Raw genomic sequence first — 16,874 nt, 5'->3', positions numbered from 1 at the left:
ATTGTTGACATATTGACGATATTTTAAATTTTCCCAAAAAAGCTAACCAATTGGTCTAATTTAAACAGCGTTCACAAACTAAATTAACCCAATAAAAATAACAACAATTAAGTTAATGTTTCGTTAACAACAATTAACTAACCATATGGACAAACAGCAGTTCACAAGAGGCTAAAGAAAGTCTAAAACTCATAACACATGAGATCCAGAATAATGGGGGCTAAATTAAAGAGGAAAAACAATAAAAGCGAGAATGAAAGAAGTAAGGTTGAGCAAAGCCAGAATTAGAACTGCTTATATGCTGGTAGTTGCAAAGCGCTGTAATAAATTGACGCTCTGAAAACTAAGCATAATAAGGCCTATATTCAACGCTGCCCGCCCCCAAAAAGGTAGGCGAGAGTAATTTATATTAAGCCAAGCAGAAATTACCACCAAGAGTCCCATTAAGCCAAACCAAGGTGTAAAAAAGCATAATGGCTTCCATTTAATCAGCATAACAGCAAGATCGTGCAATGCCCCGCTGACCAGAAAAGTGACAATTACAGCTAGCTTGGTCGGCAATAACTTATTACTTGGTTTCATGATATAGCGAGCAAGATAATAGCTCCAAATGGGGTTCCAATAATGCCAAAAGCCAGCAAAGCTGCCTGCACCAAGTGAGCGAGTTAGCATATTCTCCAAAGAGCCTTTTGCGCCTAGTGCTAAGCCCGTTCTTTTTCTTACATATTGCCCTAAGGTCATGGTTTTATTCATATTGAATTCGTCTGCTGCTTTTTGTGTTCAGCACTATTGTTTGATTAAATCAATCAACAAAGCTCGTTAGGAGTATTTAAACAGTTGCTATCGAATAACTTGTTTTATGGTTTACACCATTAAAACTCATATTCAATCGCGATTCTTAAGGTATGGTTTTTACCAGAATGAGCAACCTCAGTTATAAAGCCAGCTTCCCATTTCAGTTGCTTTTGACCAACAAAGCGGTGAATGCCCATAATCGCAGGACCTATACCCACAAAATCTTCTCCTGCATATAACTCTACCGCTGGCTGCACTTCAGGTAAATAACGATAACGATACTGTAACCTAAATTCACTTTCCCATTCGCTAGGAATAGAGCTGCCCCACTCGCGAATAGCAAATAAGTTTAAGGTTAAGCTGTTTTGATCAAATTCTTTTTCCATCAATAACCCTAAAGTCGCTTCAAAGTTATCTTCGCCATTGTGTTTTTCAAATTCAACCAGCGCTCCCCAATCAGCCCAGTATTGGCCTTGCTCCGTGATCATCCACCGCCCTTCAAGTTCATAAGCTTGAACGTCAAAATTCCCTGTTTCATCACGCTCAGCAATTGCATAGGCTTCTACTAGTACATTTTCTGCAATTGCTTGACCAAAACCTAATCGTTGAGCCAGTAAATTACGTTTATCAGTTTGGCTCGACATAAAACGCCATTCCACTTTACGTTCATTTGCTAGCACATAGGGGTGATAAACCCGGTCAACGACGACACCATCAGCAAAACACTGAAAGTTAATGGCTGCAAGTAATAAAACTATCAATTTATTCATGAGCTAATGCCTTATGATGATGAACCGCTTTTTTGCTGACAAAATACCTCACTAACAGCGGTATCATAAAAGCGATAACATAAACCACTAATAATGCTTTAGAAGGTGACTCTTCATAACCAACTAGCGCGTTGAGGATATGTCCATATTCTGAACTGTCTTTAATAATGTCACCCATTTGAAAAACGGGTGCGCCGATAACGATCAAATCAACTTGTGACAGATAAACAACAAGCTCACTTACTTGACCAGCAATAAATAAGTACCAGAGCACCAGTACCCATGTTAACTGGCGGTTATGTTTGAGCTCAGATAAGAAATAGACAAACAACGCACTGAAACTGATGCAAATTCCAGCGCCAATTAGGCAGCCGATAATAACGTTTAGCATGTTATCTTTTTGCTGAATATAGACGTCAAAAAATATTAAAAAACCACTGCATTTCAAGGTAATAAACGCAGCAATTCCTGTGGTGGCGACGATGGTAAACACGCTTGTTGGGTGACGATTACTCGACTGCATACTGACGCTAATCAATAAACAGACATAAGTCACAATCAACAATATTGCTCGCAGCACTTCCATGCCTGCGCCTTCAAACCAGTCACTTAACACTTCAGCAGCATTAAAGAATAATAAATCGCCAACTAGCCCCAGACCAATTGCCACTAGCCAAAATTGTCTAGAAAGCGTCTGTTGATTAAAAATTACCTTTAAATAACACAGCAAAATAAACACAGGTAATAAGTCGCGAAGGAAAAGAATAACCGTGTTAATGATCATTGCTTCGCCTCCTCTACAATAATTTGCCCTTTAGCAGAGTTAGGGTGAAATTCACCAAAATACTCGTAAACACCGGGAGATAAAGGACCGACATATATCGTCGCTTGTTTTTTAGCAAAAATAACTTTTTCACGGTTTAAGTCGAAACTATCGAACTCTTCAGCGACATCATCTTTATTTTCAATAATGATTTTAACTTTTTCATTCGCCGGAATAGTGAGGCTTGATGGGGTAAAAACATGGTTTTCAATGGTCAGTTTAAATTCTTTGGTTTTCGCTTTTACCACGCTAGGCAACACCAAACACAGTAAAACAATGACAAATGAATAATGTTGAAGCGCACTTTTCATTACGCTTCCTCTTCATTTAACGTTGGAAAGTTGATGGTTATTGATAGGCCGCCTAATCGTGAGCGCTGACAACTAATTTGTCCGTGATGAATATCAACAATATGGCGAACAATAGACAGCCCTACGCCTGAGCCTTTAACTCGCGTTTTTTGCTGTTTAGCACGGTAAAAGCGATCAAATATAAACGGTAAGTCTTCATCGGCAATACCAACGCCAGAGTCATCAAAAGTTACCGTTATTTGACCACCTTGCTGATACAGGCACACTTGAATTTCCGTGTGCTTGCCGCAGTACTTAATAGCGTTTTTAATAATATTGTCAAACATGGTGTATAGCGCAAAATGCTCTCCCATAATCATCGACTCATTAGCACCTAAGCTAGAGTCCAAACTAATCGTTTGGTACTGAGCGCTAAGATCATCATAATTACTACTGATAACTTCTTGTAAAATCGCTTCCAAGTTTATTGGTTTTTTCTGGCTATTAAAGTTTTCCGGCGAAAATCGGTAAAGGGCAATGACTTGCTCGATAACATGAGCCATACGTTTCACATTTTCTTGCAATTCCAGTACCGATGATTGTGACAACTTATTATGACTAAAGTCTTGATTAATATTGTGGGCATTTAACGCTAAAACGCTAACAGGTGTTCTAAGTTCATGAGCGACATTAGCAGTGAGCTGTTTTTCCCGTTCGAATGACTCTCCTACCCGATGAAACAAATGGTTTAGCCGGCTAATCACGGGTTCAAGCTCAACCGCGGGCTGATCAATAGCAATGATCGTTAAATCATCCGTACTTTTATTTTTGAGTTCGTTCGATAAGGTGGTCAGTGGCTTTAAGCTCTTGCGCACTAAATAAAAGACGATAAAAGCAATAATCGGAATTGATAATAAAATCGGGGTAATGGTGACCAAGAGTACAGACTCTGCCGAGTTGATTCTTTCATTCAATGGTTGGGCAACCATCACCTGATAATCACCGTCAACTAAAGTGAAGATCCGCCAGCGCTTGCCATAAAAAGTGTTTTCGCTATAGCCAGTGCTTTGCTGCAATTGATTATGGTTTGGGTTGTGGTTGGTAAAGTGCTTACTTTGGCTAATCATCTGCTGATGATGAAGTATTTGATAAGCAAACTCGCCATCAATGCGCTTTGGAAAAACTTGATTAGATTGGCTAATACTTAAGATAAAGCTCGCCATAGATGATAGTTCGCGATCGAACAATTCATCCAGTTGCTCAACACTGTTGCGGTAACCATGTAAGGCGGCAAAAAAAGAGGCCAATGCCACGGTTGAAATGATCAGAATAATTAACTGTCGTTTTATCGACATTTAATTTTTACCCACAATATAACCAACGCCTCGAACTGTTTTGATAAAGTCTTTCGGGAGTTTTTTTCTAATATTGTGAACATGCACTTCAATAGTATTACTGCTAACTTCTTCGCCCCATTCGTACAGCTTGTTTTCAAGTTGCGTTTTAGATTGAATGCGACCAGCATTTTCCATTAATGATTTAACAATCATGTACTCTCGGCGTGATATCTCAACAACATTACCGTCAACGCTGACCAATCGCGCTTTACTATCAAGTTGTACATTACCACAGCTGATTATCGCGCTTTGACTGGTACCAAGTCGACGCTCAATCACTCTGAGCCGAGCTAATAGTTCAGCAATATCAAATGGTTTAGCCAAGTAATCTTCTGCGCCAAGATCTAGCCCCGACACTTTACTGTCGACGCCGTCTCGCGCAGTTAAAATTAATACTGGTAGCTCTTTTTTAAGCTGTTTGACTTTTTTTAGTACCTCTAAACCGTCAATATCAGGCAAGCCGAGATCTAAAATCAATAAATCCGCCTCGCCAGTTCGCACTGAGTCAATGGCGGTTTGCCCTTTATCCACCCAGTCTACTGCATAACTTTCATTATGCAGTGACTGTTTCAACCCTTCAGCAAGTGGAATGTCATCTTCAACCAGTAATATTCGCATTAATTCTTATGTTTCTTCTTAAGTTTTTTTTCTACTTTCGCTAACAGCTGATCAATTTCATGGTGTCTTGATTCATCAGCCAATGGTCTAGCTAAACGCGCTGGCGCTCGTTGTGCCGCGACTAAATGATCCTTAGCTTTGACATATTCACCTTCATCATACAAAAATTCCCCATAAAAGTAGTTAGGATCAATACCTTGTGGATTAATGGCAATCGCTTTTTCTAAGTATACTTTAGCATCATCATCATCACCAAAGGCAATTGGCCAACCCGGCACTTTATGATAAAGCGTACCTAAACTGGTATATGCCGAGCCATCAAGTGCCTGCTCATTTAAGCTTAACGCCTTTTCAAGCGATTTTTTAGCCGCTTTTGCATAAGATAATGCCCCTAATCCGCCTTTAGCGCCAGCAAAGCTTGATTGAATAATACCTTGCCAAATCCAAGCTTCTGCGCGCTCAGCATTAGCTTGAGTAAATTGCTCTACATCAGCAATTAACGTTTCATAGGCTTGCTCTTGCTCCTTACCCGATAAGCTATAATTAACTTTCGCCCATTGATGCTGAATATTCAAAAGCTGCTGGTCAAAATCGGTTACTTCTTGTGCTGACATGTCTTGTGCTGACATTTCTTGGGCTAACGTTTCTTGTGCAAAAACCGATGACGAACAGCCTAATGTGCTAATAAGCAACAATACTAATTTAAAGTTTTTCATGGTGAACCTCTTTTAAACTTACTGTATTTAATGCTGACACAGATGACTGCTTTTCAGCGTGTGGTTGAAAAAATTGTTTAATTGTTTTTAATTGGCCAGCAATGGCTTTGTCGACAATTGTCGGGCACAAAGCATTAATTTTGGCGAATAGCTTCTCTGGCCAACCAAGTACTTTTCGTTTCTGTTTTTTGTGTAAAAACTGAATAAATTGTTCAGCAACCCATTCAGGGCTATCCACTGAATTACCGAGTGCTTGATTAAGTGCATCAACTTGCGGTGAATTGATTTCGGTTTGTGTCGCTCTTGGCGAAAATAATGACACCGAGATACCTGTACCTTGATATTCCCTTGCTAGTGCTTCAGTAAACCCGCGCAGACCAAATTTACTCGCGCAATAGCTGGTAAACCCAGGGGAGCCAATATGTCCAAACGCCGAACCAACATTGATAATTTTAAATGATTGCTTAGCCAAGTAAGGCTGGCAATGACTAATGAAAGCTTGGGTGAACAACATAGGTACAACCAAGTTGATATTAATCATCTGACTAATATCATCTGCCGTCTGAGTATCAAATCCGCCAAATGCTGAAGTTCCGGCACTATTAATCAGCAGTTCAATAGCTCCAAAATCAAAGGCTTGAGCTAAAACCTGCGCTCTTTGCTCTGGAATAGCTAAATCGCCAACTAGGATATGAGCAGGTCGAGATAATGAGCGTTTTACCTGTTCAAGTTTTTCTAAGTTGCGCCCTTGTAATATTAAGGTATAGCCATCATCAGATAACGCTTTAGCCAGCGCGGCACCAATACCGCCTGACGCCCCAGTAAGTAAACACAATTGACTTGGCATAGCATTTACCTCCGATTACGCCGCCTGATGCTTAGCTTCAGACACTTCAAGGGTTCTAAAGATATCGCCGTACAACTTGTAAAAGCTTCTAGCGCTGCGAACAATAAGGTCTTGCTCTGCTTTGTCGGTAATTTTTTCCATTAAACCTTCAAAAAACTTCACATGTTCAATATCAAGCGAACCATGCGATTTTAGATAGCTAAAGGCTTTATTAGGTAAATTTAATGTCGATTGAATTTTTTCCGCAGCGTTATCTGCCATCGCTATGCTAGTGCCTTCTAAAACATGTACCATGCCAAAAAAGCCAAGCGGATTTATTCGGTTTACCATGTCATAGGCATATGACACCATTAATTCTGTGGCAAAATTTGGCTGGCTATGGCGCGCTGCTTCTTTATCAAAACCACACTGACCAATGTCATTTAATACCCACTCTTGGTGACCTAATTCTTCTTCAATGTATTCTGCTACCGCTTCTCTTAACCACTCTTTTTGCTCTGGCAATTTAGCGCCAACCGCCATAAGTAGCGGCACGGTATGTTTAACATGATGATAGGCTTGCGTTAAAAATGCTGCGTAATCGGCAACTTCTACATCGCCAACAAAACAGCGGCTAATAATAGGTGATGATAATAAGTAATCGCGTTCAGCAGTTGTTTCGGTTAATAAACGTTGATATAGATTCATCATTATACTCCTAGGCATACAATGCGCTTTGGTATTGTTGCTCAATAATAGATTGAAATTTAGTTTCGATAGCGTCTCTTTTCGGACGACCGTTGGCGGTATATAAACCCTCTTCAAAACGCATCGGGGCGCTTAGTAAAACATTGGCTTTTATACGCGCATAATCAGGTAGTTTTGCATTAAGTAGCGACAATACTTGGTCAACATGCTGTTGGGTAATTTGAGCTGAAGCTGGCACCAGTAAGGCAATACAATAAGGCTTGGCATCGCCGATCACGACTGCTTGAACAAACAGCCCTGTACCGATAATTTCAGCTTCAAGCCACTCTGGTGAAATATTGCGGCCAAATGAATTGATCATCATATTTTTGGCTCGGCCGGTAATAAATAGCTGCTCGTTATTTAGCTCGGCAATATCACCGGTTAACACTTCTGTTGGGTACCAAGAACTTTTATCTTCCAAGTAACCTAAAAATGTATTGCCAGTAACCACTAGCTGGTTCTCTCGAATACTTGCGTTAACATGAGGAAGTATGCTGCCAGCGCAGTTAATATCATCATTGTCTGAGGTTGATAAACTGACCACTGATGCACATTCTGATAAGCCGTAACCTTGGTACACAGGTAAGCTAAGCGCGCGCGCTTCGGTTAATAAAGCACTAGCTACTTTACTGCCACCAACGGCAATAAATTTTAATGATGTTGGTGGTTGCCAGCCTTGTTTAACTGCGCCAACTAACACCAATAACAATTCTGGCACCAAAATTAATGAATTTGGCTGCACCTTGCTGATACATGTGACGAGTTGCTTGGCATCGATTAAGCGACTCCCTTCAAAACCACGCTCAGCATCTCTAGCGATAACCACAGTGCCACCCGATAATAATGGACTATACACACCGGCAATATTTTCCAGTAACGTGGGTAGAGGTAATAAACAAAGGTGGCGCGCTTGTTCAATTGCAATGCGCTGAACTAAGGCATTGGCGACATTTAATTGCTGTTCGGTAGTTAAACACACGCCTTTAGGTGAACCAGTCGAACAAGATGTATACGTTACTTTTGTACAGGCTTTTGGCGCGTCAATCTTTGTTGTTTGTGGCAACTGATAAATCGATAAGCCAAATTCAACACAATCGTTTGTGACTTGGCTTATGTCTTTGTTTACGGATTTGATTGGCAACAAACGATCACTGAATATTAATTCTGGTTTGACCGAATCGATTAAGTTAATTACTTGTTCTTGACTAAAAAAAAGTGGGATTGGCGTAAAAATAACACCGGCTTGTTGGCAGGCTAAATCAATGACAATCCATTGCAGTGAATTTTCTGCATAAATCGCCACCGATTCAACACCCGTTACTTCTAAGTAATCAGTTAACGCATTTACCTGCTCAAACAGTTGCTGATAAGTTATAGATTGTTCAGCAGATTCAATAGCAATTGCCGATGAATGTTGAAACTTTGTTAGGTCTGAAAGTAAAGTCATTAACAGCCCTCTTTTAACAAAGTCGCAGCGCTAGCGATCTTTTCATTTAATGATTCAAACATAGCAAAATAGCGAGGATTGGTATTCAGCAAATGGATAACTTGGCTTAGCTCAACAAACACTACTTTGGGATTAGTCTGATAATAGCTACCCCAGTTATCTGTAGATGGCGTCAATTTAGCTTGATCAGCATGAGCAATAAAGTGACAGTCAACACCAGTTTTTGCCAATAAAGACAAGACATGATCAGTACCTGAAAACACCATGTATTTATAGTCATTGCAAAATAGAGATACGGCGGCGACCAAAAGTAACGGCAGAGTAAAACGTTTGGCATTACTGTATAAGTGACCAATTTCAGCAATTTCGCTGCGTGTGACCTGACCAACCACTGAAGATAATGCTTGCTCAACTGAGGTCGATAAATATTGTTCTATAAACAAAGGTTGCAGCGCAGTGCGAATACCTAACGCCGAACGATAGCGACCATCAGATACCGCTAACAACCAAGGCATGGTAATTGAAACTTCTGCTTGGTAGGCTTGGAGAAACCCTGCTTAATAAAGTTTTCAACATTGATGCGATTTTCATGATCACGTGAAAAAATATCAGTAGCTAACTCACTTGGCGCATTTTGTCTAATACAGGCATTATTTTTCACAACCAATTGCTCAGAAAAATCAGCTTGTTTCGACAAACCAAGTTCATTTTGACTTACATTCTGTTGAGATACTTGTTCCACCATAAAGACCTCTTTCTCACTTTATGATGTAAGTCTACAAACGGAAACTTAAGATAAACTTAAGATTCAAAAATTATTTAGCATTATTAACTGTAAGTAATGTATTTCAGGACGGGACAGGGGATAAAGTAAAAAAGCCCAAACAATTGTTTGGGCTTCTTATAAAATTTAAATGCTGCAGTAGGCTTAAAACGGCATTTTGAATGCCAAATGATTACTTAACTTTCAGATGTATTCATCTGTTATTTATGCTCTGCGCCGACGAGTACGAAAGCTATGTACATTATTAAATTTAATTAAGTGCAATCTTAAAAGTTTCCATATAATTTCCAATAAAACTATGTAGTGATATAACGAATTTGGCCGCCTAATTAGAGGCTGGTATGATCGCCTCATAGACAATTTAAGCAACTAATTCAAAGTTGGTCTACAACGATACCATATTTGAATATGTATGCTGTCTAGCCTGTGAGTTATATTTAATTCGGCGCAATAAGATGATTGATAAAAATTAAAGCGCTTTAAACTGAGCGTAAACTTTATCCCCAGAATTAAAATGGAGCTTTTCTTGAGACATCTGGGATATATCAGCGAATAAAGTTTGTCCATCAACATCCAACTCAACAATTACTTCGGATTCACATACTTTCAAATTAATAACTACACATTCTAAACAGTTTACTATTGTCGATAAGCTTGGTTTAGTTTTAGATAAACTCACCTTTTTCGCTTCTACTTGTATATTTAAGCTATCAGATAACAATTTAGGGGATTTTATATAAATAAATTGATTGCTTGGAGCAGAAAGTTGTAGTTTAACTAGCTTATGCCGAGTATTAATTTCTATAATATTACCTGTTAACTGAGACAGTTGATTATTCCCATTTTTGTTGCTTAAGTATGTAACCATTTGCTGGCTACCACCATGCTTAGCAATATCAAACTCTTTGATATAAAAAATATAATTAGCGCTTAATGCCAACTCTTTAAGTGAATGACTAACCAATATAAATCGGCGCTGATATTTTTGATGAAGAAATTGAATTAACTGGCAAAAATACTCTCGCGATTGCCAATCTAAAGCTGAAAAAGGCTCATCTAACATTATAATGGGCTTACCTGAAAGTATACTTTGAGCAAAAGCCGCTTTTTGAGCTTGTCCACCTGACAATAACATAGGTCTTTTATCCAAGATCGAATCTAATTGACACCAATCAACCACGTTTTCAAAATTAAACGATGCATATTTTGCGAAGCTACCATGGGTTACTGCCAACTCTAAGTTTTGTCTAACAGTTAAATGAGGAAATAATGTCGCTTGTTGATCAAGGTAATATATTGGCGACTGGTTAATTGGTTTTCCAGATAAGTTTTGCTTGTTGTAACAAACATTTTCAACAATGCCTTCCTGAAGCCCCGCAACCCCTTTAAGCAAACAGGACTTACCCGCACCAGAATTGCCAAATACACCAATAACATATTGGCTGATATCTAACTCAAGTGAGCTTGCTTGTTTAATTGAAGGAGGAGTTAAAGAAAACGACAACATAATTAACTCTTAATATTATAGTCTTGTAGCAATATTGGTTGATTAAAGCGATAAAGTAAAAATAGACAAACAAAAGACAATGCAATAAGTATTGCCGATAATGAGTGCGCCTGCTGATATTCCATTGCTTCTACATGGTTATACAATGCTATTGATAACACCTGGGTTTCCCCAGGAATATTTCCACCTATCATCAATACTAATCCAAATTCACCTAAAGTATGGGCAAACCCTAAAGTAGTTGCACTTATAATTGCTGGTTTTGTAATCGGAATGCTAACCAGCACTAAGCGCTTTAACGGCGATAGACCTAAGCCAGCAGCAATCCTGTCATATTGCAGGCCAAACTGACTAAAACTAGCTAATAACGGCTGAATAACAAAAGGCAATGAGTAAATTAATGACGCAAACAAAATACCTGAAAAGCTAAAAGCGAGCTGATTGCCACTCAGCCAAAACCAAGTATTACCAAGCCAAGTATCTGGAGCAAAAGCGATAAGTAAGTAAAAGCCTAAAACTGTTGGCGGCAATACTAACGGCAAAGCTACTAAAGTTTCTATAACTGCTTTAAATTTACCCTGATATCTTGCTAACCACCAGGCGAATGGTGCTCCTACTATAAGTAATATTATTGTTGTTAAACTGGCTAGTTTCAGTGTTAGCCAAAGAGCAGTTATTTCAAAATTCAACATATAGTTCTTTGTCTTTTCTAGAGAGTTTGTTTTGAACGCTAACTTTATTATTAATTGTCTATATCTTCATCATAATTTAAGGGTTGCTCTTAAACAGCTTAATATCTTCACATAAAATATGGCTAATCAACCAATCGGAAAGAAAATACCAAACTTGCTCAGCCGTTTCATAATTAATGCCTCGCTGCTGAATACGATTCAGTTCTTCAATAAAATTTTGATGTTGTAGAATATGCAAGCGTTTGTCTTTTCGCGTTAAGCGTTTGATGTACTTTTCTTCACTTTTAAAGTGATAATCTGTGTAATCAATAAGTTGATTAAAAATTGCCTTAAGTGCATCTTCATTGGACTGATTTAATATGCCGTTAGATAACTTATTGATGATGGTCACCAGTTGTTGATGTTGGCGGTCGATTTCGACAACACCAATGTTATAACTTGCCTCCCATTCAATTGGCAGCATTCTAACCTCCCGATAATTAACGGTTGTTATTTAACTGTTTCATATAATTATTTCAGGTGCATACCGGCTATTTGATGCCAATAGCCATTGGTGTGCTTGTTATTTAGTGGAATTTTACATTCAGCCTTAAGCGCGGAAATTACTTGAAATGCAAAGTCGCCCTCAGGGTTAACCCGCATAATATCAACCAAGCCATTCATATTTTGCTGTTCATTACTCAGGTTGTAACAATCTCCCGACATGGTTTGAATGCCATTTAGCACAAATAATGAATCCCCTTCTTGGCTTTTAGTCAGACGCCCATTGGGGTAATCAATACAGCAAAGTTGACAGTCATCTTTTGCCCTGTTTTCAGAGCGAGCCGTAAAACAACGAGCAGAATATGCCAGCGGCAAATGACCATAGCTAGTGACTTCAATGTCGAACTGTTCACGTATGCCGCTTATTTGGCATTTTTCAACTATTTGCCATAACCTGTCTTGAGATAATTCAACCGGAATACACCACCTGATCATGCCCTGCTTATGTAATAAGTTTAACGAGTGATGGTTGTATAGGTTTAATGCACTACCAGCAACAAATGGTAAGCTACGCTCAGACAACAATTGCACCGCAGACATATCATTGGCTTCAACAAGATAATCGCCGTTATCACAATATCGTTTTAACTCGTTAAGTTCAGATGGGGCTTCAAGCAATACCATAGTCGATAGCACCACTTGCTTGCCCGCTAAGGTTAACTCTTTGGCAAGTGCTAAATAATCTTTACGCTTTAATTCTCTGCGTTTACTACAAACCGATTCGCCTAAATAAATAATATCGGCGTCACTAGCCTTAGCCTGCTGATAAAACGCTTCAACCTCAGCTTTCGGCCAGAAATATAAGATATTGCCTAATGAATATTTCATGCATTCCTCTACTACCAACTATTATCTTTTACAGCCAATTACTGCCAAGGTTTATGATAAGCGCCAAGCGTTGTTTGACTGCCCTCGGAAACTTCAGCCAAACTTTGTTGCCAATTGGGCGAAATAGTAAATTCTTTTTGGCTAGCGCAAGCATCAATTGCCTGACGCCAGGTGCGAGTTACCGTTTTAACGTAGGCACTACTGCGCTGGCGGCCTTCAATTTTGATCGACGCTATGCCGATATTGATTAGCTCAGGTAATAGTTCCATTGAATTTAAGCTGGTTGGCTCTTCAAGTGCATGATAACGAGAGCCATCAACATCAAAGCGCCCTTTACATAAAGTTGGATAACCAGCCGCTTCTTGTGGGGCGTATTTATCAATTAAAATATTGTTAAGACGTGACTCTAAACCGCTATCAGTTTCTTGCCAGTTAACAAATTTAGCGGGCGAGCATACACCATTCATATTCGGTGATTCGCCGGTTAAATATGAAGACAAATGACAGCGCCCTTCAGCCATAATGCACAAACTGCCGTAAGCAAATACTTCAAGCTCAACATTGGTCGCTCTTGCCAATTGTTTTACTTGGTGAATTGACAATACTCTAGGCAGTACAACGCGCTGTACATTAAAGTGCTGCTGATAATAACGAATAGCCTCGGCATTGGTTGCTGAGGCTTGCACAGATAAATGAAGGGTGAGATCTGGATAGTTGCTTGCTGCATATTCAAGTACAGAAATATCCGCAACAATTAGTGCATCAACACCAAGCGCTGCCGCTAAATCAACCGACTTTTGCCAAGTATGCCAGTGACTGCTATTGGCAAAGGTATTAATGGCGATATGAAGTTTGCGCTGATGATCACGCACATACTGCACCGCCTGCTCAAGCTTATTATCAGTAAAGTTCAGACCAGCAAAATGTCTGGCGTTGGTATCATTTTTCAAACCGATATAAACGGCATCGGCACCATTATCAACCGCGGTTTTAAGTGAAGATAAATTACCTGCAGGACACAATAATTCCATGTGCCAATCTCCAAACTTGTGCTTATGTTTGTTTACATTGTCACTATATTTGGCTTATCAACAATGCCCCAAAAGAGGTACTCCTAATGCCCTGTACCCTTTGTTTTATTTATTGATCCAACGCAAAAACTGTTCGCGTTAATTTTGCAAATATCCAGCAAGACTTTAGTTAATAGCAATAGATAATCAACATGACAGCGTTAAGTCAGCAATATTCAACAAATGGCTCAGAAAAAAACTTACAAAGTTATTCTGAAAATTTTGGACAAGCATATTCACAATCATTACCACTACTCGGCCACGCTATTGCCGATATTTTAAACTGGTTTGGTTGTCATCAAATTTATGGTGTTGGTGGCGATTTTGCCGCGAACCTTATTGCAGCTTTACAAGGTAAGATTGAGTTATCACCATCAAGTAATGAAATGCACGCGGGGTTTAACGCTTGCGGGCATGCGGAATTTAACGGTATTGGTGCAACTTTAACTACTTATACGGTTGGCAGCCTGCCCTGCACCAGTGCTGCCGCATTAGCAATTACTGAAAAGTTGCCGGTAGTTTTTATTTCTGGTGCACCGGGCGAAAGTGAAATCTCCCACCATACTGTACCTCACACCATACACCACACCATTGCCTCAGCATCTTCATGGCGGGCAGAATATGATTGCGCCTTAGATGCATTTCGCGCACTTGGTATGACCGCGGAACGATTACAAGGCGCCCGTAATCAACACCAGCCTAATATGGCGGCGGAACGATTTTTCCAATTAGTTTGTCACGCATACTTAAATAAACAGCCAGTGTTTATTGAAATTCCGAGAGATTTAATTTTTGCTCCGACACAGGCAATTCAACTGCCAGCAAGCCCTGAGCATTTGCATGGTGAAAATTATGTACTTCAAGGTGAGCAGTTAATTGCTAAGCAGATTATTCAAAAGCTGCAAAATGCCAATAATCCGCTGATCTACATTGGCGAGAATGTCCGATTAAATAAAAAACTAAAAGATTTATTACTTAAGTTCAGCCATAAGTTCAATATTCCATTTGCCACCACTTGGCTAGCTAAAGGGGTATTTGATGAATCAGAGCCATTATCTCTTGGTTGCTACAATGGCGTGTTTAGTCGGGAACCAAATCGGCAATATATTGAACACCATGTTGATTATATTTTAGAGGTAGATACCAGTATTTATTATCAAGATACTAATGCGGCATTTAATACTGGCACCCATATTGTGCATGATTTTCACAACAAAACCGTTGTTAAAGGTACGGTACAAAATCAGCAAGGGGTGATTAATATTTTTAGCTATTTACTATCAGCAGATATTAGTCAGTTTTCAGCGCCAGTTAAAAAAACAATACCGCCAATACCCTGTTTAACAGAAAAGCTCGATTTTCATAATCTCACCACCGTACTTAACCATATTCAACAAAGCCTTGATCAGGCACTTGTTTATTTACCCGAAGTTGGTAATTCCTATTTTGCCTCTTATGATTTACTCACTAAACAATCTTCAATCGGCCGAAGTTGGTTAACCAACCCTTGGTATGCGGCTATGGGCACCAGCTTACCTTACGCCCGTGCCGTTGCTAAACAGCTAAAAGCCCTACACTCTAATGATATTGCCGTAGTGATTACCGGTGATGGCGGCTTTAATTTTCAACTTAATGAACTGATTCATTTTCAGCGTGAACAATTAGCCGTGATTATTATTTATATGCGTAATGATATTTTTCATTTAGGCAAATCCGGCGACGGTGACATATATCATTGCTCAACCCCAGAATTTAATGCGCTCACTTTAGTGAAGGCCTATGGCGGTATTGGCATTCATTGCCAAACCGTTGGCGAATTTCAACAGAGCTTTAGCAACGCAGTTCAAAACAATAAAGGCATAACCCTGATTGAAGTTCCTGCCAGCACCTCACCAGAATACCAATGCCATGAAATTAAGATGCTGAATTTATATATTCAAGCTAAAAATGGCGTGCCTAGCGCTATTGAAAAGTGGCAAGAATTAACTAGTTCATCTTCTTCTACTAAACCTTTAGCTACTTTTTCTTTACCACAACCAGCTGGAGTAAAATAATGGCTATGATCCCGGAAAAAATCCCAAGTAAATTTAAGCATTTAGCATTACAGTTGCCAAATCAGTTACTTAAGCCGTTAGTATTGATGCCTAAAGGCTTAAGTGAACAATTAATGATCGCAGCTATTAATCGGTTATTTAAACAGGCATTGGCACAGCAAGAATTAGATTTTTTAGTCGATAATTGGTTACAACTCAACGTAAGTGACAGCCAGTTTTATTGTTTTATTACTGCGGAGTACACGCAAACAAATAATCAAACGACTAATCAAAAGAATGAACTCAAACTTATCGTGAGCCGTGAGTTACCTGCTAGCCAAACACAGGCCGATGTTGAATTTTCTGGCGATGCATTAAGTTTATTGCAATTAGCCAATAAACAAGTGGATCCCGATACCTTATTTTTCCAACGAAAACTGCTAGTTACCGGACAAACTGAGCTTGGTTTAGCCATTAAAAATTTTTTAGATGATTTTGAGCTTTATCAGCAATTACCCGTGCCTGTGCAACGAATAACAACTAAGTTTCAATCGCTGATTAATGTCGCGAATAAATAGTGAGAGATAACAGTGGAAAAGTTGTGTTGGCAGCCAAGCTATTGTATCGGCATTGAAGAAATTGACCTGCAACATCAGCACTTACTTAAGCTGATTAACCGGATAATCGACTATATTGAGATGCAACAAACGGGTGAAGTTATTTGCGCTATTTTTGATGAGTTAATCGATTACACTATGCTCCACTTTGCCAGTGAAGAAAAATATTTTTTCCAGCTCTCAAAAGACGACAGAACTTTACACCGATTACAGCACAGTCATTTTGCCGAAGAACTTCATCGACTAAAAGTCAGCACCATTAAACAAAAACATGCCACTAAGATCCTATTTTTTCTTACCGACTGGTTTATTCACCATATTTTAAGTGAGGATAAAAAGCTTATTGGTTCACAATAAGCTCTTCATCA

The 16,874-nt window shown here is 39.2% G+C and carries 20 protein-coding genes; 3 read left to right on the top strand and 17 right to left on the bottom strand.

Going from position 1 to position 16,874, the window contains the following annotated elements:
- Nucleotides 1-294 precede the first annotated feature (294 nt).
- The 17 genes from ACOB82_RS00820 to ubiU all read right to left on the bottom strand — a co-directional run bounded on the left by ACOB82_RS00820 (nt 295) and on the right by ubiU (nt 13,817).
- Nucleotides 295-753, bottom strand: a complete 459-nt coding sequence (locus tag ACOB82_RS00820; protein WP_448211008.1) for an MBOAT family O-acyltransferase — start codon at nt 751-753, stop codon at nt 295-297.
- A gap of 119 nt (nt 754-872) precedes the next feature.
- Nucleotides 873-1,565 (bottom strand): hypothetical protein, encoded by a 693-nt coding sequence (locus ACOB82_RS00815; RefSeq protein WP_448211007.1) that lies wholly within the window; start codon nt 1,563-1,565, stop codon nt 873-875.
- Nucleotides 1,558-2,349, bottom strand: coding sequence for a hypothetical protein (locus ACOB82_RS00810; protein ID WP_448211006.1), 792 nt, complete (start codon nt 2,347-2,349; stop codon nt 1,558-1,560). The genes ACOB82_RS00815 and ACOB82_RS00810 overlap by 8 nt, the downstream gene beginning before the upstream one ends.
- Entirely contained in the window at nt 2,346-2,699 is a 354-nt protein-coding gene (locus ACOB82_RS00805; RefSeq protein ID WP_448211005.1) for a cupredoxin domain-containing protein, read from the bottom strand. Before ACOB82_RS00805 ends, ACOB82_RS00810 begins: the two co-directional genes overlap by 4 nt.
- Nucleotides 2,699-4,033: a sensor histidine kinase gene (locus ACOB82_RS00800; protein ID WP_448211004.1), complete on the bottom strand. Its 1,335-nt coding sequence runs from the start codon at nt 4,031-4,033 to the stop codon at nt 2,699-2,701. Before ACOB82_RS00800 ends, ACOB82_RS00805 begins: the two co-directional genes overlap by 1 nt.
- Entirely contained in the window at nt 4,034-4,693 is a 660-nt protein-coding gene (locus tag ACOB82_RS00795) for a response regulator (protein ID WP_448211003.1), read from the bottom strand.
- Nucleotides 4,693-5,409, bottom strand: coding sequence for a tetratricopeptide repeat protein (locus ACOB82_RS00790; protein WP_448211002.1), 717 nt, complete (start codon nt 5,407-5,409; stop codon nt 4,693-4,695). The genes ACOB82_RS00795 and ACOB82_RS00790 overlap by 1 nt, the downstream gene beginning before the upstream one ends.
- The gene (locus tag ACOB82_RS00785) at nt 5,396-6,256 is read right to left on the bottom strand and encodes an SDR family oxidoreductase (protein ID WP_448211001.1); all 861 of its coding nucleotides are present in this window, start codon (nt 6,254-6,256) and stop codon (nt 5,396-5,398) included. Before ACOB82_RS00785 ends, ACOB82_RS00790 begins: the two co-directional genes overlap by 14 nt.
- 15 nt (nt 6,257-6,271) lie before the next feature.
- The gene (locus ACOB82_RS00780) at nt 6,272-6,946 is read right to left on the bottom strand and encodes a TenA family transcriptional regulator (RefSeq protein ID WP_448211000.1); all 675 of its coding nucleotides are present in this window, start codon (nt 6,944-6,946) and stop codon (nt 6,272-6,274) included.
- A 7-nt stretch (nt 6,947-6,953) separates the two neighbouring features.
- The gene (locus ACOB82_RS00775) at nt 6,954-8,432 is read right to left on the bottom strand and encodes an AMP-binding protein (protein WP_448210999.1); all 1,479 of its coding nucleotides are present in this window, start codon (nt 8,430-8,432) and stop codon (nt 6,954-6,956) included.
- A complete protein-coding gene (locus tag ACOB82_RS00770; protein ID WP_448210998.1) occupies nt 8,432-8,947 on the bottom strand; it encodes a thermostable hemolysin in 516 nt (171 codons plus the stop codon). The genes ACOB82_RS00775 and ACOB82_RS00770 overlap by 1 nt, the downstream gene beginning before the upstream one ends.
- The gene (locus ACOB82_RS00765) at nt 8,932-9,177 is read right to left on the bottom strand and encodes a hypothetical protein (RefSeq protein ID WP_448210997.1); all 246 of its coding nucleotides are present in this window, start codon (nt 9,175-9,177) and stop codon (nt 8,932-8,934) included. Before ACOB82_RS00765 ends, ACOB82_RS00770 begins: the two co-directional genes overlap by 16 nt.
- A gap of 508 nt (nt 9,178-9,685) precedes the next feature.
- Nucleotides 9,686-10,723 (bottom strand): ATP-binding cassette domain-containing protein, encoded by a 1,038-nt coding sequence (locus ACOB82_RS00760; protein WP_448210996.1) that lies wholly within the window; start codon nt 10,721-10,723, stop codon nt 9,686-9,688.
- 2 nt (nt 10,724-10,725) lie between these two features.
- Nucleotides 10,726-11,415, bottom strand: a complete 690-nt coding sequence (modB, locus tag ACOB82_RS00755) for a molybdate ABC transporter permease subunit (protein WP_448210995.1) — start codon at nt 11,413-11,415, stop codon at nt 10,726-10,728.
- A gap of 76 nt (nt 11,416-11,491) precedes the next feature.
- A complete protein-coding gene (locus ACOB82_RS00750) occupies nt 11,492-11,878 on the bottom strand; it encodes a bacteriohemerythrin (RefSeq protein ID WP_448210994.1) in 387 nt (128 codons plus the stop codon).
- 47 nt (nt 11,879-11,925) lie between these two features.
- Nucleotides 11,926-12,786, bottom strand: a complete 861-nt coding sequence (locus tag ACOB82_RS00745) for a U32 family peptidase (protein ID WP_448210993.1) — start codon at nt 12,784-12,786, stop codon at nt 11,926-11,928.
- Nucleotides 12,787-12,824: 38 nt separating this feature from the next.
- Nucleotides 12,825-13,817, bottom strand: a complete 993-nt coding sequence (gene ubiU / locus ACOB82_RS00740; protein WP_448210992.1) for a ubiquinone anaerobic biosynthesis protein UbiU — start codon at nt 13,815-13,817, stop codon at nt 12,825-12,827.
- A 191-nt stretch (nt 13,818-14,008) separates the two neighbouring features.
- On the opposite strand from ubiU, the gene ACOB82_RS00735 reads away from it, so the two are divergent.
- From ACOB82_RS00735 to ACOB82_RS00725, 3 genes are read left to right on the top strand one after another with little or no spacing between them, the layout of a single operon-like run.
- Complete coding sequence (locus ACOB82_RS00735; RefSeq protein WP_448210991.1) at nt 14,009-15,910, top strand: thiamine pyrophosphate-dependent enzyme; 1,902 nt, start codon at nt 14,009-14,011, stop codon at nt 15,908-15,910.
- Nucleotides 15,910-16,467: a ubiquinone anaerobic biosynthesis accessory factor UbiT gene (gene ubiT, locus ACOB82_RS00730; protein WP_448210990.1), complete on the top strand. Its 558-nt coding sequence runs from the start codon at nt 15,910-15,912 to the stop codon at nt 16,465-16,467. Before ACOB82_RS00735 ends, ubiT begins: the two co-directional genes overlap by 1 nt.
- Nucleotides 16,468-16,479: 12 nt before the next feature.
- On the top strand, nt 16,480-16,863 hold the full coding sequence (locus tag ACOB82_RS00725) for a bacteriohemerythrin (RefSeq protein ID WP_448210989.1): 384 nt from the start codon (nt 16,480-16,482) through the stop codon (nt 16,861-16,863).
- The last annotated feature ends 11 nt before the right edge of the window (nt 16,864-16,874 follow it).

The organism is Colwellia sp. MEBiC06753, from assembly GCF_053470325.1.
This window is presented reverse-complemented; position numbering and strand designations above follow the sequence as displayed.

Excerpts from the sequence above, each read along its gene's own strand:
- ACOB82_RS00785 (WP_448211001.1), bottom strand. The coding sequence starts at position 6,256 with ATGCCAAGTCAATTGTGTTTACTTACTGGGGCGTCAGGCGGTATTGGT.
- ACOB82_RS00810 (WP_448211006.1), bottom strand. The coding sequence starts at position 2,349 with ATGATCATTAACACGGTTATTCTTTTCCTTCGCGACTTATTACCTGTG.
- ACOB82_RS00750 (WP_448210994.1), bottom strand. The coding sequence starts at position 11,878 with ATGCTGCCAATTGAATGGGAGGCAAGTTATAACATTGGTGTTGTCGAA.
- ubiT (WP_448210990.1), top strand. The coding sequence starts at position 15,910 with ATGGCTATGATCCCGGAAAAAATCCCAAGTAAATTTAAGCATTTAGCA.
- ACOB82_RS00800 (WP_448211004.1), bottom strand. The coding sequence starts at position 4,033 with ATGTCGATAAAACGACAGTTAATTATTCTGATCATTTCAACCGTGGCA.
- ubiU (WP_448210992.1), bottom strand. The coding sequence starts at position 13,817 with ATGGAATTATTGTGTCCTGCAGGTAATTTATCTTCACTTAAAACCGCG.
- ACOB82_RS00745 (WP_448210993.1), bottom strand. The coding sequence starts at position 12,786 with ATGAAATATTCATTAGGCAATATCTTATATTTCTGGCCGAAAGCTGAG.
- ACOB82_RS00760 (WP_448210996.1), bottom strand. The coding sequence starts at position 10,723 with ATGTTGTCGTTTTCTTTAACTCCTCCTTCAATTAAACAAGCAAGCTCA.
- ACOB82_RS00795 (WP_448211003.1), bottom strand. The coding sequence starts at position 4,693 with ATGCGAATATTACTGGTTGAAGATGACATTCCACTTGCTGAAGGGTTG.
- ACOB82_RS00770 (WP_448210998.1), bottom strand. The coding sequence starts at position 8,947 with ATGCCTTGGTTGTTAGCGGTATCTGATGGTCGCTATCGTTCGGCGTTA.
- modB (WP_448210995.1), bottom strand. The coding sequence starts at position 11,415 with ATGTTGAATTTTGAAATAACTGCTCTTTGGCTAACACTGAAACTAGCC.
- ACOB82_RS00790 (WP_448211002.1), bottom strand. The coding sequence starts at position 5,409 with ATGAAAAACTTTAAATTAGTATTGTTGCTTATTAGCACATTAGGCTGT.
- ACOB82_RS00820 (WP_448211008.1), bottom strand. The coding sequence starts at position 753 with ATGAATAAAACCATGACCTTAGGGCAATATGTAAGAAAAAGAACGGGC.
- ACOB82_RS00735 (WP_448210991.1), top strand. The coding sequence starts at position 14,009 with ATGACAGCGTTAAGTCAGCAATATTCAACAAATGGCTCAGAAAAAAAC.
- ACOB82_RS00765 (WP_448210997.1), bottom strand. The coding sequence starts at position 9,177 with ATGGTGGAACAAGTATCTCAACAGAATGTAAGTCAAAATGAACTTGGT.
- ACOB82_RS00780 (WP_448211000.1), bottom strand. The coding sequence starts at position 6,946 with ATGATGAATCTATATCAACGTTTATTAACCGAAACAACTGCTGAACGC.
- ACOB82_RS00805 (WP_448211005.1), bottom strand. The coding sequence starts at position 2,699 with ATGAAAAGTGCGCTTCAACATTATTCATTTGTCATTGTTTTACTGTGT.
- ACOB82_RS00815 (WP_448211007.1), bottom strand. The coding sequence starts at position 1,565 with ATGAATAAATTGATAGTTTTATTACTTGCAGCCATTAACTTTCAGTGT.
- ACOB82_RS00775 (WP_448210999.1), bottom strand. The coding sequence starts at position 8,432 with ATGACTTTACTTTCAGACCTAACAAAGTTTCAACATTCATCGGCAATT.